Here is a 16,005-nt window from a genome sequence, read left to right on the forward strand (position 1 = left end):
CCTAGGCCTCCCAGCCCGCGTCACGTACTGCTTGCTGGACCAACGGATGCAGTTCGGCACCTTGCTGCTCGGTCTGCCAGGCCAGCAGTTCCTTGCGCATGGCCGGGGTCCAGAACATCTGCATGTGGTTGCGCACGCTCAGCACCGCCTGCGCCTGATCCGGCTCGTTGGCAAAGTACGCGGCGATCTGGTTGGCCATCTTGATCAGGTTGGCGGTGCTCATCGGCGCACCTCCGCCTTGCCGCCCCGGGAGCGCCGGCGTTCATCCAGCAGGCGATGCTGTTCGTCGCTGAATGCCTGGTAGCGCTTCTGCCATTCGGAAGGGTGGTAGACGCGGCTGACTTCCACCGCCGTGACCTTGTACTCCGGACAGTTGGTGGCCCAGTCGGAGTTGTCGGTGGTGATCACGTTGGCCCCCGATTCGGGGAAGTGGAAGGTGGTGTAGACCACGCCCGGCGCTACCCGCTCGGTAACCCGGGCGCGCAGCACGGTCTGCCCGGCGCGGCTGCCGATGCCCACCCAGTCGCCTTCGTTGATGCCCCGGCTCTCGGCGTCGGTGGGGTGGATTTCCAGGCGGTCCTCGGCGTGCCAGGCAACGTTGTCGGTGCGTCGGGTCTGGGCGCCGACGTTGTACTGGCTGAGGATGCGGCCGGTGGTCAGCAGCAGCGGGTAGCGGCCATTGACCTTCTCGTCGGTGGGCACGTAGCCGGTGAGCATGAAACGGCCCTTGCCGCGCACGAACTCGTCGATGTGCATGGTCGGCGTACCGTCCGGCGCGGCGTCGTTGCACGGCCATTGCAGGCTGCCGTGGCGATCCAGGCTGGCGTAGCTGACGCCGGTGAAGGTCGGGGTCAGGCGGGCGATTTCATCCATGATTTCCGAGGGATGGTTGTAGTGCATCGGGTAGCCCAGGGCCGCCGCCAGGGCCAGGGTGCCTTCCCAGTCGGCCTTGCCGCCCAGCGGCTCCATGACCTTGCGCACCCGGGAGATGCGCCGTTCGGCGTTGGTGAAGGTGCCGTCCTTTTCCAGGAACGAGCTGCCCGGCAGGAACACGTGGGCGAACTTGGCGGTCTCGTTGAGGAAAATGTCCTGCACCACCACGCATTCCATGGCCGACAGGGCCGCGGTCACGTGCTGGGTGTTGGGGTCGCTCTGGGCGATGTCCTCGCCCTGGCAGTACAGGCCCTTGAAGCTGCCGCCCAGGGCCGCTTCGAACATGTTGGGAATGCGCAGCCCGGGGTCGGCTTGCAGGGTGACGTTCCAGGCCTGCTCGAACTCCTGGCGCACCGCCTGGTTGGAGATGTGCCGGTAGCCCGGCAGCTCGTGGGGGAAGGAGCCCATGTCGCAGGAACCCTGGACGTTGTTCTGCCCCCGCAGCGGGTTCACCCCGACCCCTTCGCGGCCGATGTTGCCGGTGGCCATCGCCAGGTTGGCGATGCCCATCACCGCGGTGCTGCCCTGGCTGTGTTCGGTGACGCCCAGGCCGTAGTAGATCGCCGCGTTGCCGCCGGTGGCGTACAGGCGCGCAGCGGCGCGGATATCGGCGGCGGGTACGCCACAGATCGCGCCGAGCACTTCCGGCGAGTTGTCGGCGCGGCTGACGAAGGCGCTCCATTGGGCGAAGGCTTGCGGCTCGCAGCGGGCGTCGACGAACTCTTGATTGACCAGGCCCTCGGTGACGATCACATGGGCCAGGGCATTGAGCATGGCCACGTTGGTGCCTGGGCGCAGGGCCAGGTGCAACTCGGCGCGGGCGTGCACCGCGTCCACCAGATCGATGCGCCGTGGGTCGATGACGATCAGCTTGGCCCCTTCACGCAGGCGCCGTTTGAGCTGGGAACCGAACACCGGGTGCGCGTCGCTGGGGTTGGCGCCCATGACCAGGATCACGTCGGCCTGCATCACCGAGTCGAAGCTCTGGGTGCCAGCGGATTCCCCCAGGGTCTGCTTGAGGCCGTAGCCGGTGGGCGAGTGGCAGACCCGCGCACAGGTGTCGACGTTGTTGTTGCCGAAGGCCGCCCGCACCAGCTTCTGTACCAGGTAGGTTTCTTCGTTGGTGCAGCGGCTGGAGGTGATGCCGCCGATGGAGTCGCGGCCGTACTTGAACTGGATGCGCCGCAGCTCGCTGGCGGCGTAGGTCACCGCTTCGTCCCAGCTGACTTCCTGCCACGGGTCGCTGATGTGCTTGCGGATCATCGGCTTGGTGATGCGATCCGGGTGGGTGGCGTAGCCCCAGGCGAAGCGGCCCTTGACGCAGGAATGGCCGTGGTTGGCCTGGCCGTTCTTGTCCGGAACCATGCGCACCAGTTGCTCGCCCTTCATCTCGGCGCGGAACGAGCAGCCAACCCCGCAGTAGGCGCAGGTGGTGATCACTGCCCGCTCCGGCTGGCCCATTTCCACCACGCTTTTTTCCATCAGGGTCGCGGTGGGGCAGGCCTGCACGCAGGCACCGCAGGATACGCATTCGGAGTCCAGGAAGTTGTCGCCACCGGCCGCCGCGACCCGGGATTCGAAGCCGCGGCCGCTGATGGTCAGGGCGAAGGTGCCCTGGGTCTCCTCGCAGGCGCGCACGCAGCGGTTGCAGACGATGCACTTGCTCGGGTCGTAGTCGAAGTAGGGGTTGGAGCTGTCTTTCTGATCGTCCAGGTGGTTGGCGCCGTCATAGCCGTAGCGCACTTCCCGCAGACCCACCTGGCCGGCCACGGTCTGCAGTTCGCAGTTGCCATTGGCCGAGCAGGTCAGGCAGTCCAGCGGGTGGTCGGAGATGTACAGCTCCATCACGTTGCGCCGCAGGGTCGCCAGTTTCGGCGTTTGCGTATGCACCACCATGCCTTCGCTGACCGGGGTGGTGCAGGAGGCCGGGTAGCCGCGCATGCCGTCGATCTCCACCAGGCACATGCGGCACGAGCCGAAGGCTTCCAGGCTGTCGGTGGCGCAGAGTTTGGGAATGGTGGTGCCCATCAGCGCCGCGGCGCGCATCACCGAGGTGCCCTGGGGCACGCTGATGCTGCGGCCGTCGATGTTCAGGCTGACTTGCACCTGGCTGTCGCGGGCCGGGGTGCCGAAGTCCACGGCATTGAGGTCGATGTCTGTGGCAGGGTCGAAAATACTGATCATTGGTCGGCCTCCGAGGGCTGCAGACCGAAGTCGGCGGGAAAGTGCTTCAGGGCGCTGGCCACCGGGTAGGAGGTCATCCCGCCCAGGGCGCACAGCGAACCGTATTGCAGGGTGTCGCACAGGTCTTTGAGGATCAGCGCCTGCTCGTCGCGGCGGCCTTGATCGGGGGCCGCCAGCAGACGGTCGATGACCTCCACGCCGCGGGTCGAGCCAATGCGGCATGGGGTGCATTTGCCGCAGGACTCCTCGGCGCAGAATTGCAGGGCGAAGCGCGCCATGTGGGCCATGTCCAGGCTGTCGTCGGCCACCACCACGCCGCCGTGGCCGAGCATCGCGCCCATGGCGGCGAAGGCTTCGTAATCCAGCGGTGTATCGAACTGCGCCGGTGGCACCCAGGCGCCCAGCGGGCCGCCCACTTGCGCGGCCTTCAGTGGTCGGCCACTGGCGGTGCCGCCGCCGTAGCCTTCCACCAGTTCGCGCAGGGTCAGGCCGAAGGCCCGTTCCACCAGGCCGCCATGACGCACGTTGCCCGCCAGCTGGAAGGGCATGGTGCCCAGGGAGCGGCCCATGCCGTAGTCGCGATAGAAGGCTGCGCCCTTTTCCAGGATCAGCGGCACCGAGGCCAGGGTCAGCACGTTGTGCACCAGGGTCGGCTGGCCGAACAGGCCTTGCAGCGCCGGGATCGGTGGCTTGGCGCGAACGATGCCGCGTTTGCCTTCCAGGGAGTCCAGCAGCGCGGTTTCCTCGCCGCAGATATAGGCCCCGGCGCCGACCCGTACCTCCATGTCGAACGCCTGGCCGCTACCGCCGGCATTGGCCCCGAGGTAACCGGCATCCCGGGCGATGTCCAGGGCCTCGCGCAAGGTCGCCACCGCCTGGGGATATTCCGAGCGCACGTAGATGTAGCCGTAGCTGGCGCCGACCGCGATGCCGGCAATGGCCATGCCTTCGATCAGCAGGAAGGGGTCGCCTTCCATCAGCATGCGGTCGGCGAAGGTGCCGGAGTCGCCTTCGTCGGCGTTGCACACCACGTACTTTTGCTGCTGCGGGGTGTCGCGCACGGTGCGCCATTTGATCCCGGCGGGGAAGGCCGCGCCGCCGCGGCCGCGCAGGCCTGAGTCGAGCACCGCGGTCACGGTCTGCTCACCGCCCAGGGCGACGGCGCGGCTCAGGCCCTCGAAGCCGCCGTGGGCCCGATAGTCCGCCAGGGACAGCGGCCGGGTAATGCCGGCGCGGGCGAACAGCAGGCGTTGCTGGCTTTTCAGGTAGGGCAGGTCTTCGACTCGGCCCAGGGCCAGGGGATGGCTGGTAGGGGCGTCTTGCAGGGCTTTCAGCAGCGAGGGCACGTCGGCGACGCTCACCGGGCCGAAGCCCAGGCGTCCGTCCGGGGTATCGACTTCCAGCAGCGGTTCCAGCCAGTACAGGCCACGGGAGCTGGTGCGTTGCAATTGCAGCGGCAGGTTGTGGTGCTCGGCCTGGGAGGCGATGGCGTCGGCCACCGCGTCGGCGCCCACGGCCCGGGCCAGGGAATCACAGGGCAGATAGAGGCTCGGCATCACGCGTCCTCCCGGCAACTGTCCAGCAGCGCGTCCAGGCGTTCGGCGCTGACTCGGGCATGCAGTTGTCCATCCAGCTCCAGGGCCGGCGAGCAGGCACAGGCACCCAGGCAGTACACCGGCCGCAGGCTGATGGAACCGTCGGCGCTGCTGCCGTGGTCATCCAGTTGCAGGCGTGCGCGCAGTTGCGCCGCCAGTTGCTCGGCGCCGCGGCTCTGGCAGGACTCGGCACGGCACAGGCGCAGGATGTGCCGCGCCGGTGGCGCGGTACGAAAATCATGGTAGAAGCTGATCACCCCGCGCACTTCCGCCTGGCTCTGATTGAGCGCATGGGCAATGTCGGGGACGGCCAGATCGGGGATGTAGCCGAGCTCTTCCTGAATCTGATGGAGAATCGGCAACAGCGCACCCGGGGAGCCTTTGTGACGCTCCAGCAGGGTGTGGATCAACGGCAGATGCAGTGTTTCATCAGGCATACAGCAATTCCTCACGGTCACGGACGAACCTGGTGGTTGTCGGCTGTCCGAAAGTGTCGGCTGCGGCACTGGTTGCCACGTCACGGTAGCGCGGCGTTTCAGGCCGTTGGCCATGCACCCTGAATGGGTATCTTGTTGTACCCGGTACGGTCGTTGCCGCACCTGTTCAGGGCATAAAGGGCAGCTTGACACGCTGCCTCTGATTGAACCGCACGAAAGCGACCCGTTCGGTTCCGAATACGACCACCCATCGAGTCTAGAAGAGCCCGGGCAAGCCGTTGGAGCGAGCTGCGCACTATCGGATAAAACGCGGGGGGCGGGGCATGACGTCGGTCAGCTAGAAGGTGATTAGTCATGAGCGCGAAAGAAGGGGTGGCGAGCGAGCAAGCTCCCTCGCCACAAGGGGCTGTCAGGTGCGGGCGCGGCGCTGGGCGGCGTACTGCAAGGCCAGGCGGCCCATGAGCACCAGCAGGGTCAGGCCGATCAGCAGCACCGAGATCGCCGCCACGCTGGGGTCGACGTTGTCCCGCAGGCCGCTCCAGATCCGCCGGGGCAGGGTGTTGACGTCGACACTGGTGATGAACAGGGTCACCGCCACCTCCTCCCAGGACAGGGCAAAGCTCAGCAGCGCGGTGGAGAAAATCCCCAGCTTGAGGTTCGGCAGCATCACCAGGAAGGTGGTCTGCATCAGGCTCGCTCCCAGGTTGCGCGAGGCCAGTTCGATGCGCCGGTCCACCTGGCTCAGGGCCACCAGCATGGTCACCACGCCGTAGGGCACCACCATCACCACGTGGGCGATCACCACCCCGGGCAGGGTGTCGTAGCCCCAGCCCGGGGCGATGCGCCCCAGGTTGGTTTCCATGAAGTACAGCACCAGCGCCGAGATCACCGGCGGAATGGCCATGGGCAGCAGCACCAGGCCGATCAGCAGGGTCGCCAGGCGCGAGCGCAGGTACCAGATGCCGAGGCTGAAGCTTACCGCCAGCACGGTGGCGATCAGGCTGGTGGCGCTGGCAATCGCCAGGCTCTGGCCGATGCTCGACAGCCAGTCGGGGTTGCTCAGCAGCGCCTCGTAGTGGCGCAGCGACCAGTTGCCGTCCGGCATCGACAGGTAGCGCTTGGCGGTGAACGACACCGGGATCACCGTCAGCAGCGGGAACAGCATGAAGGCCATGGCGACCACGGCGATCAGTCGGGTACTCAATGCAGTGCGATGTGTATTCATAGTGACCTCAACCCACCAGTCGATTGACACGGGTGACGCGCAGCAGCAGCCAGATCAGCGCGCTGACCAGGGTCAGCAGCACCAGGCTCAGGGCCGCGCCCAGGCCCCAGTTGCTGGTCTGGAACATCTGCAGGAACACGTACTCGGCGATCATCACCGTCTGCCCGCCACCCAGCAGCACCGGGGTGATGAAGAAGCCCAGGCAGAACACGAAGACCATGATGAAGGCCCCCAAGAGCCCCGGCAGGGTCTGGGGCAGCAGCACTTGCCAGAAGGTCCGCAGCGCGCCGGCGCCCAGGCCGCGGGAGGCCAGCAGCACCCGTTGATCCAGCTGGCGCATGCTCGACAGCAGCGGGAACAGCGCATACGGAATCATGAAGTGCAGCATGCCGATCACCACTCCCAGCTCGTTGCGGGTCAGTTGCAACGGATGATCGATCCAGCCCAGGGACAGCAGGCTGTCGTTGACCACGCCATTGCTGCGCAGGGCGATCAGCCAGCCGAAGGCCCGCACCAGCACCGAGATCCAGAACGGGATGAACACGCAGATCTCCACCATGCGCTGCCAGAACGGCGGGCTGAACACCCAGCAATAGGCCAGCAGGTAGCCGATCACCAGGGCCAGAAGGCTCACCGTCAGGCACAGGCGCAGGGTGCGCAGGAGCATGTCGTGGATCGCCGGGTCCGTGGCGATGCGCTGGTACTGCTCGATCCCGGGCTCGGGCAGGGTGAAGCTCCAGCTCACCACGCCGAAGAACGGCAACAGGTAGAACACCACCAGCAGCAACGGCAGGGGAAACAGCAGCAGGCTGCGTTCCAGGCGCGCGGTTCGGGTTGCACTCATGGTCGACGGCTCACTTGGACAGGTGGGTCAGGTACTGCTCCAGGGTGCTGGAGTAGTGGTCGGCGTACCACTGGGTGTCGAGGAAGATCTGCTTCTTCATGTTGGCTTCGGAGGCGCAGTTGATCTCCCGCTGTTCGGCGCTCATCAGTTGCTGGGTGGCGGCGTTGGACGGGCCGTTGCCCAGGGCTTCGAACAGCTTCAACTGGCCGGCGGGCTGCAAGGCGTGCTGGATGAACTGCATGGCCGGTGCGGCGCCTGCCGGGTTGTCCTTGAGCACGCCCCAACTGCTGGCGTTGAGGAAGGCATGGTCGAAGCCCCACTGGATGCGGCCGCCGCTGTCCTCGTGGAGCAGGGTGGCGCGGGTGTGCCAGATGGCGCCCATGGAGGCTTCGCCTTCGATCATCAGTTGCTGGCTTTCCGCGCCCGAGCCCCAGAACGACAGGACGTGGGGCTTGAGCTCATCGATCTTGCGCAAGGCCCGGGGCACGTCCAGCGGGTACAGCTGGTCGGCGGCCACGCCATCGGCCAGCAGCGCGGCTTCGAGCATGCCGTTCATCCATTTGTAGAGGGTGCGCTTGCCGGGGAATTGCTCCACGTTCCAGAAATCCGCCCAGTTTTTGGGGCTGTGGTTGCCGTATTTCTGGCTGTCCCAGGCGATCACGTAGCTGAACAGGTAGCCGGCGACGCCGTGTTCGTGGGACAGCTCCGGGGCCACCAGGTCCCGTTGCACCACGCTGTAGTCCAGGGGCTGGAGGACCTTGTCGCGGCCCAGGGTCATGGCGCTGTAGCTGTCCACATCCACCACGTCCCAGCTTGGCCGGCCGCTGGCCAGCTGCGAGCGGATGGCGCCTTCGGTGGGGCCGGCGCCGTCGATGCGCACCGGGATGCCGGTGCTCTGGGTGAAGCTGTCGGTCCAGGCGCTGCGAAAGGCGTTGAGCGCATCGCCGCCCCAGTTGACCACCACCAGCGGCTTGTCCGCCGCCCAGCTGATACCGCTGCGCAATGCCAGGGGCACCGCCGACAGCAGGCCCATGGCCTGGAGGAAGGTGCGGCGGCTGACCTGCCCGCCACGGGCTTTTTCGATGAGGATTTCGATGCAGTCGCGTTGGTGGTGCTGGCTCATGGGGCAAGTCCTCGCGAGGCCGATGCGCCAGGCGCCGGCCGATAGTGTGATTGGCTTTCTACGCAAACGCTCGACAGCGAGCGTGGCCGGCTCAGGCTTCCAGCAGGAAGCTGTGGCGCACCGGCCAGCTCAGCCACACCGGGGTGCCACTGGGCAAGCGGGCACCGGGATGATCGCCGGACACCGAGAGGTTGACCGGCGCCAGTTCCGGGCTGATGTTCAGCGCCAGATGAGTGCTGGACCCCTGGTAGACCCGCTCGCCAAGGCAGGCGGGCAGCACGTTGTGTTCGCCGGCTTGTGGGCGCTCGGTGTGCAGGGTCATGTGTTCCGGGCGCACCGCCAGCAACTGCGGCTGGTTGCTGATGTCACCGGTCGTGGTGGCGTGCAGCGGGCTGTCGCCAAAGCGCCCGCTGGCCTGGCTGCCATTGCGGGAAAGGCCCTGCAGCGGGAACAGGTTCATCTTGCCGAGGAACTCGGCGACGAAGCGGTTTTTCGGCCGGTCGTAGATGGTTTCCGGGGTATCGATCTGCGCCAGTCGTCCCTGGTTGAAGATGGCGATGCGGGTCGACAGGGCCAGGGCTTCGCCCTGGTCGTGGGTGACGAAGACGAAGCTGGTGCCGACCTGGCGGTGGATGCGTTGCAGCTCGGTCTGCAGTTGCTCGCGCAGGTTCTTGTCCAGGGCCGACAGCGGCTCGTCCAGCAGCAACATGTCCGGCTCGAACACCAGGGCCCGGGCGATGGCCACCCGTTGCTGCTGGCCGCCGGACAGCTCGGAGGGTTTCTTGTGCAGGTGAGCCCCCAGGCCCACCACGTCGAGGATGTGCTTGACCCGGCGCTGGCGCTCCTCGGCCTTCACTCCACGAATGCGCAAGGGATAGGCGACGTTGTCGGCCACGCTCATGTGCGGGAACAGGGCGTAGCCCTGGAACACCATGCCGTAGTTGCGTTTTTCCGCCGGGCGCCGGCTGATGTCGACGCCACGCTCCAGCAGCTTGCCGGCGCTGGGGCTGAGGAAGCCCGCGAGGATCATCAACAGGGTGGTCTTGCCTGAGCCGGAGGGGCCCAGCAGGGTGAGGAATTCGCCTTGGCGAACGTCCAGATCGATGCCGTCCAGGGCGGTGAAGTTGCCGTAATACTGGCTGATTCCTTGGGCGCTGAGTTGAGTCGAGGGGCTGCTGGACACTACAGAGATCTCCCGGAAACCCACCTGCACGATTGAATTTTTATTGTGAGTGCAGCAGGTGGTGGATTCATTATTGTGAAAAGCAACGCCACATCAATGGAATAATTTTTGCCTCATTGGTGAGTGAAATTTCCCATTCGACTCGGCTTTCAGGGCTCGATCAGCGGGCTGTCACTGATGCTTTGGGCACTGGCCTGCAGCTGGTTTTTCAGCCAGTCGCTGAAGGCCTGGACCGCTGGCCGCTCGGCCTTGGCCGGATTGATCACCAGGAAATAACCGCGCAGGGCGCTGATGCTGATATCGAACGGGCGCACCAGCAGCCCCCGGGCCAGGGCATCGCCGCTGAGCAGGTTGTCGCCGATGGCCACGCCCTGGGCGGCGATACAGGCGGATTGCGCGCAATGGGCGTCGGAGAAGGTAATGCCACGGTCGGGGTTGACCTGACTGGCACCGGCGGCCGCCAGCCAGACCCGCCAGTCGCTGGTGTCGCTCATGTGGATCAACGGAAAGTCCTTGAGGTCCAGCGGGCTCTTCAAACCGCCGATGGCGTTGATCAGGCGCGGGCTGCACACCGGCGAGAAGCGCAGGGTGACGATCTGCTCCACCAGCAGCCCCGGCCAGTCGCCGATGCCATAGGCAATGAACAGATCGGCCTCGGCGTCGCTGGTGTCGTCCTGGGCCCGAGGGCTGACCACCTGCAGCTGCACCTGGGGGTATTGGCGCAGGAAGCCGTTGATGTGGTTGCACAGCCAGAAACTGGCAAAGCCCGGATTACAGCTGATGCGCAATTTGCCCGACACCGCCTGGCCGTCGAAACGCCGCCCGGCGTCCTGGATGTCCGCGAGGATGCGCCGCACTTCCCGGGCGTAGCACTCGCCCTGGTAGGTCAGGCCGATGCCGCGCCCGACCCGTTCGGTGAGGGCAAAACCCAGGCTCTGTTCCAGGCTGATGATCTGGTGGCTGATGGCGCTGCGGGTCAGGCTCAGTTGCTGGGCGGCGGCGGTCACGCTGCCTAGCCGGGCCACGGCGTCGAGGGCGCGCAGGGCAGTGATCGAGGGATAGCGCATGCAAACTCCGGGTCAAGGAAACCTGTCTTCGAAGGGGACCGGCCGGTACCTGGGTGCTGCCCAGGCAGGGCCCCGAGGAGGGGCCGGCCGCGTCGCAGTATGGGCCGCGATGGCGCCGAACTGGTCAATTTTCTTTGACATTGCTGGCGAAAAAATTCGATTGATGTCGCAGCTGCTTCACCAATACTGGACCTCGATCCGGGCCGCAACCGACCGGACCATCCCTATAACAACAAGAGGTCCTGCAGGTCTTGCACGGGTGCCGAGGCGTCCGGGCAGCGGCCGGCCGGAACCTGGATAACCAGGAGTGCCGCGCATGTCCCGCTACAAAGCATTCGCTCTCGATTGGGTTGAGCGCCACCGCCAGCAACTGTCGGACTGGCACCAGATCATCTGGCATTACGCCGAGCCGGCGTTCCGCGAGTACAAGTCCTGTGCCTGGTATGTCGAACTGCTGGAGGCCGAGGGCTTCACCGTCGAGCGCGGCAGCGGCGGCATGCCCACGGCCTTCTGCGCCACCTTCACCCAGGGCCAGGGCCCGCTGCTGGCCACCTACGGCGAGTACGATGCGGTGCCCGGCAACTGCCAGGCGGCGACCACCCGCAAGCAGCCGCGCGATGGCCTGTCGCGCTTTGCCCCGGGGCACACCGACCCGCATTCGGCCCTGGGCATCAGCGCCCTTGGCGGGGCCCTGGCGGCCAAGGCGACCATGGTGGAATTCGGCCTGCAGGGCAGCATCAGGTTCTTCGGCGAGCCGGCGGAAAAACTCCGCGCCTCCAAGCCGGTCCACGCCGCCAAGGGCTACTACGACGACCTCGACGCGGCCATCAGCTTTCACCCCACCTACATGCTGCCGCTGAACAACACCACCACCTGGGACACCCACTGCGGCATCGCCTACGCCTACATCTACAGCTTCACCTGCGAGGACCCGCAGAACTGGATCGCCGCCGATCGTTACAGCCCGATTCCGCAGAACCACCTGGCGGCCCGAGCGCCGGGGGCCAACGACGCCCTGGTGCATTTCTACACCCTCAACGAAAGTCTGCGTCGCTCGACCCTGCCGTTCACCGGCCTGTGGAGCTACAACGAGGCGATTCTCACCGCCGGCCAGGCCACCGCCGACAACCTGCCGCCGCACCTGTCGCAGATCCAGTACCTGCTGCGTTGCGACTCCATCGAGCAGGCCGAAACCATCTCCCAGGTCATGGACAACAATGCCGCCGCCGCGGCCATGGCCACCGGTTGTCGCTGGAAAAAGACCTGGGTCTGCAAGTCCCGGGGCGGCCTGCCCAACCACGTCATGGCCCAGGCCACTTACGACAACCTGGCGGCGGTAGGCGCCCCGCAGTGGGATGAGGAAGCCCGGGAAATCGCCCGCGAGATCCAGCGCAACCTCGGCCTTGAAGCCATGGACAAGCCCTTCCTGCCGGCCACCGAAGCCTTGATCGAGCCCCAGGAATGCGAGCGCCAGATGCGCCTGCAAATGCCGGCCTGGCAGAACTACCTGACCTCCGACGACTACCCGGAATACACCTGGCACTGCCCGACCGTGCGCCTGCTGGTGGCCCGGCCGATGCTCAGCGCGCCGCCGGGCACGGTCTATCCGGACTGGGTGTCCAACGCCCTGGGCGGCATTCGCCAGACCATCGACCCGATGATCGAGGTCGCCGCCAAGACCATCGCCGCGACCCTGGTCGACCTGCTGACCGACGAAGCCCTGCTCAGCGCGGCCAAGGCCGAGTTCGTCGAGCGTACCGGCGGCGGCATCGGCGGCAGCCGCTGGCAGGCGCCGCTGCTGCCCGAGGACTTCAAGGTGCCCCATGATTTCCGCTGGCCGGAGTACATCAGCACCGCCCGGGGCGAAGAGTGGTGGATCCCGGCGCGGGCCGATGAGTAAGGGGCGCTATCAGGCCCTTGCCTGAGGTCGCTCCCTGGCACCTGGGCGCAGGGCGTTATGCCCGTTCGCTCAGGTGTTTATGCACAACGGATGGGTCGCCAGGGCCGGGAACTGTCGGATTTGTGGAGCCGTTCTCATCTTTATGCAACTGGCTGTTTTTTCGGGCTTTTATTTTGTGAACAAAAAATGACCAGTCTGCAAAAGTCCTTCAGCGCCATGCAATCAAAGGCTTTGCCAGAATTCCATCAACAGACTTATCCACAGGTCGCGACAGCCTGTCGCACGGCTCCACAGCTTGCTCATCGAACCTGCGACGCAGGCTCAGCCGAGCAGGCTGTGGTCATGCCGCCGGGGGGCCAGGCTGCGACCTACTCGGCCTTCGTGGCCGGAATGGACAGTTCATGACGAAACAGGTTGTTGGGGTCGATGGCGGCTTTCAAGTTGGACAGTCTGTTGATGAGTTCGCTGTTCCAGCCGTAGTACAAGTTCAGCCAGTCGGGGTCTACCGTGCCGGTGGCGGTGTATTTCATGTCGACATCGGGGTAGTTGATGTAGCAGCCATCGTAGGTGGGGCGCTTGGGCTTGCCGCCGTGCACGGCGGTGAAGATGTTGCGGATCCAGGCGATTTGCACCGCGTCGTCGGCAGCGTGGGTCCAGTACGTCTGGTATTGGGCTTTGAGCAGTGAGCTTCTTTGCGGAACCGCGGTGGTGCCCATGCCCTTTTTATTGATCGCCCCGCCGTAGGAGTCGATCTGTACCAGCGACTGGCTGAAGCGTTTGTCTGGCGTGGCTTCGGTCAAGTGCGTCAGCAGGGCGTTGCAGGCCTGTTCGGAGAACTGTTCGACCTGATAGTCAGACTTGTATTTGCCCCGCTGATTGTTGCCCGAGCCGTTGATCATTTGCGTGACGTACAGCCAGTCCATCGCCGTGTGCTCAGGCACCGCGCCTCTGAATTTCCTGCCGGCGAGCGGGTGCCTGAGCGGGGCAATGTTAGGCGCGATAAAGCCGTCATGCAGGGTCGGCGTGATGCCCGCCGCGGCGTTCATCTTGCTGATGAAGTCGTTGAGCGGGATATCGTTGGCGCCGCCGACCCGGCCATTGGGGCCGGTGTACTGGATCGCCAGCACCACATGGTCGGAGGTATCCACATGGTTGAGTTTCAGCAGGGTGAACAAGCCACCGTTGCCAACGCCTTCCACCGGGCTGGTCGCGTTGGCGTCGTTATCCGAGAACCATTGCCAATAGGCCCGCAGGAAGTTCGAGAAGTTGGGAATCAGTTCTTTCCACGGGTAGGCCAGGGGAATCCAGTAGGCTTGTTGCGGGGCTTGTGGGAGTTGGTCGAAGTAGTAGCCGATGATGATGCCGAAGTTGCCGCCGCCGGCCCCGCAACAGGCGGTGAACAATGCCTTGTCGTTGTTCGACGGGCTGTCCGCGCGAACATGCCGGAACTCCAGTTGCCGCGAGTTTTCCACAGGCACAAGAAGGTCGACGCCGGTGACCCAGTCCACGGTCAAGCCCTGAAGGCGCGATAACAAACCGTAACCGCCGCCGCTGATGTGCCCGCCCAAACCGACCGAATAACATGAGCCGCCAGGAAGGGTGCGCCCGGCCTGCTTGTACAGCGACAGGTAGCCGTCCCAGTTCTGATTGCCGGTCAATGCCATGAAACGATACGTCTTGTTCTGGCTATCCCAGGGCGAAGTGATGGTTTGGCTCTCGTCGTACTTCAGGCCTTTCATTTCACCGAGGTCGATAATCGCCAGGTTTTGTGTCTCGCCGCTCAACTTGTTGGAAACAAAGCCCTCGTAGCAGTGGCCGCCACTGCGCACCGTAATGCGATAGCCATCATGCAGTGCTGTATTGGCTGCCGTCAGAACTTCATCAGGTGTCGTACACACATAAATTCGGTTCGCGCCCTGTTCGATACTGGGTGGCCAACGCAAGTTGAAACCCTTTTGCAGGGTTTCGTAGGTGGGTGCCTGAGGGTCGATGATGTTCATGGTTGACTCCCTGTCAGTGATGGTGAGCTTGGCGACTTCCTGTCGAAACATGACCGCTTGAGTTGCGCCAGAGCTGTGGCTTGAGTGCGGCATATGCCCTGCACGCCTTAGAGACTAGTAGGCGTCATGAGCTTGGTTTTTTTCTTTTGTGAAGTTGAGTCACTTCCCCGGCTGGCTCGGCGACTTTCAATGGCTTGCGGGTGACCCATGGGGTATCCGACGTCCGTTGGTGAGGTCACTGGCCGCGGTGGTTATGCACAACGAGCATGGGTCGGAGTTGTCGTAGCAGGCGGTTAAGGGCGCTCTGCCAGCAGGAGCAGATTGCGCGGGGTCAAGGGAGCCTGGCAGAAGGTTCCGAGGCGCACGGCGTAGCCCTGTTCTTGCAGGAACAGCGCACGGTCCAGCACCAGCCACAATTCCAGCGGGCGGCGGAACAGGCCCCGCAGCAGCTCCAGGTTGCGCACCTGGGCCAGGCGCTGCCAGCCGGCGGCTTCGAGCGCGGCCCAATCCTGGCAATCGACTGTGGATAAGTCCTTGAGGGCGGCCAGGTCGCGACAGTAGTCGGCGAAGGGTTTGTCCAGCCAGTGGCTGGGCAGCGAAGGCGTTGGCAGGTATTGGTCGACCCCGCGCACTTGCCGTTGCAGCAGGTCGAAGGCCAGGCGCCGGGCCATGGAGCGGTCGCGCTGGCGCCGGACCCGAGCGCCGGCGGTGACGGTTTCGCTCATGGGCAGGGCCAGGTCCTCCAGGGACAGTTCCAGGCGCGAGGCCTGGGCCGCTGTGGATAAGCCCCGGTAGTGGCTGGCGCGGGTGCGGTTGTAGCAGCACGGGGCAATGGCCAGCTGTGGACAACCCTGCTGGCTGGCCAGCTGGATCAAGCGCACATGCAGATCGCCACACGCATGCAGGGCCACCGGACTGTGCTCGGCGCAGAGCTGCTGGGGCGTGTCATCGGCCAGCACGTCCTGTTGCACATGACGCGCGGGCAAACCGTGGTGCCGGCTCAGTTGCTCGCCACTGTCGATCAGCGCCGGGTCGTATTCCAGGCAGGTCAGTTGCTGCCCGGGTTGCAGCAGACGCCTGCCGAGGTGGCCCTTGCCGGAGCACCAGTCAAGCCAGTGAGTCGGAGCGCGGTCGAATTGCAGGCAGGCGGCGAAGGCTTCGATCTGCTGCCATTTGCGCCCGGGCACGTCGACATTGAGGCGCGGGTGAGGCGCGGGCAGTGCCTTTATGGGAAGTTCGCCCAGCGCGCCGAGTGCTTGGGCCTGCTCCGCCAGTTGGGCAAAGGGCGCCGGCGCCTGGAGCTGCTGCGGATGGTTGTGGGCGGCTTCGGCGTCTTCCAGGGAGCGTTGGCTTAGCCACTGGGCCAGTTCGGGATGAGTGGATTCCCACGGCAGTTGCAGATGGTGGAACGGGCGCGGGCGCCAGAGCGCCTGGTGTTCAAGCAGGAAGCCGTCCAGGGCCTGGAAGCGATCGAGCAGCGCGGGGCCTTGGAGGATCGAGGGCATGGGCGGTGG

Annotated in this window: 12 protein-coding genes; 1 reads left to right on the plus strand and 11 read right to left on the minus strand. The window is 65.3% G+C overall.

Annotated elements, in window-relative coordinates:
- Position 1 precedes the first annotated feature (1 nt).
- From ACMGF8_RS06615 to ACMGF8_RS06655, 9 genes are all read right to left on the minus strand, one after another.
- A complete protein-coding gene (locus ACMGF8_RS06615; protein ID WP_102862704.1) occupies positions 2–223 on the minus strand; it encodes a formate dehydrogenase subunit delta in 222 nt (73 codons plus the stop codon).
- Positions 220–3,117, minus strand: coding sequence for a formate dehydrogenase subunit alpha (gene fdhF / locus ACMGF8_RS06620; protein ID WP_115581398.1), 2,898 nt, complete (start codon positions 3,115–3,117; stop codon positions 220–222). The genes ACMGF8_RS06615 and fdhF overlap by 4 nt, the downstream gene beginning before the upstream one ends.
- Complete coding sequence (locus tag ACMGF8_RS06625) at positions 3,114–4,673, minus strand: formate dehydrogenase beta subunit (protein WP_207815547.1); 1,560 nt, start codon at positions 4,671–4,673, stop codon at positions 3,114–3,116. Before ACMGF8_RS06625 ends, fdhF begins: the two co-directional genes overlap by 4 nt.
- Positions 4,673–5,149: a formate dehydrogenase subunit gamma gene (locus ACMGF8_RS06630; protein ID WP_102862707.1), complete on the minus strand. Its 477-nt coding sequence runs from the start codon at positions 5,147–5,149 to the stop codon at positions 4,673–4,675. The genes ACMGF8_RS06625 and ACMGF8_RS06630 overlap by 1 nt, the downstream gene beginning before the upstream one ends.
- 409 nt (positions 5,150–5,558) lie before the next feature.
- Positions 5,559–6,374: an ABC transporter permease gene (locus ACMGF8_RS06635; protein ID WP_115581401.1), complete on the minus strand. Its 816-nt coding sequence runs from the start codon at positions 6,372–6,374 to the stop codon at positions 5,559–5,561.
- Positions 6,375–6,381: 7 nt separating this feature from the next.
- Entirely contained in the window at positions 6,382–7,218 is an 837-nt protein-coding gene (locus ACMGF8_RS06640; RefSeq protein ID WP_060842203.1) for an ABC transporter permease, read from the minus strand.
- Between the two features lie 10 nt (positions 7,219–7,228).
- Positions 7,229–8,341 (minus strand): ABC transporter substrate-binding protein, encoded by a 1,113-nt coding sequence (locus tag ACMGF8_RS06645; protein ID WP_102862709.1) that lies wholly within the window; start codon positions 8,339–8,341, stop codon positions 7,229–7,231.
- 91 nt (positions 8,342–8,432) lie between these two features.
- Positions 8,433–9,524: an ABC transporter ATP-binding protein gene (locus ACMGF8_RS06650; protein WP_115581402.1), complete on the minus strand. Its 1,092-nt coding sequence runs from the start codon at positions 9,522–9,524 to the stop codon at positions 8,433–8,435.
- Between the two features lie 149 nt (positions 9,525–9,673).
- Entirely contained in the window at positions 9,674–10,591 is a 918-nt protein-coding gene (locus ACMGF8_RS06655; RefSeq protein ID WP_102862711.1) for a LysR substrate-binding domain-containing protein, read from the minus strand.
- Between the two features lie 316 nt (positions 10,592–10,907).
- Between ACMGF8_RS06655 and ACMGF8_RS06660 the strand changes: the two genes are divergently transcribed.
- Complete coding sequence (locus ACMGF8_RS06660) at positions 10,908–12,491, plus strand: peptidase M20 (RefSeq protein ID WP_102862712.1); 1,584 nt, start codon at positions 10,908–10,910, stop codon at positions 12,489–12,491.
- Between the two features lie 368 nt (positions 12,492–12,859).
- Here ACMGF8_RS06660 and ACMGF8_RS06665 read toward each other — a convergent pair whose 3' ends face one another.
- On the minus strand, positions 12,860–14,491 hold the full coding sequence (locus tag ACMGF8_RS06665; RefSeq protein ID WP_102862713.1) for a BBE domain-containing protein: 1,632 nt from the start codon (positions 14,489–14,491) through the stop codon (positions 12,860–12,862).
- 293 nt (positions 14,492–14,784) lie between these two features.
- A complete protein-coding gene (locus ACMGF8_RS06670; protein ID WP_102862714.1) occupies positions 14,785–15,996 on the minus strand; it encodes a methyltransferase in 1,212 nt (403 codons plus the stop codon).
- Positions 15,997–16,005 lie beyond the last annotated feature (9 nt).

The sequence above is a fragment of the Pseudomonas sp. BNK-7 genome (assembly GCF_048072025.1).
GTDB lineage: Bacteria > Pseudomonadota > Gammaproteobacteria > Pseudomonadales > Pseudomonadaceae > Aquipseudomonas > Aquipseudomonas danubii.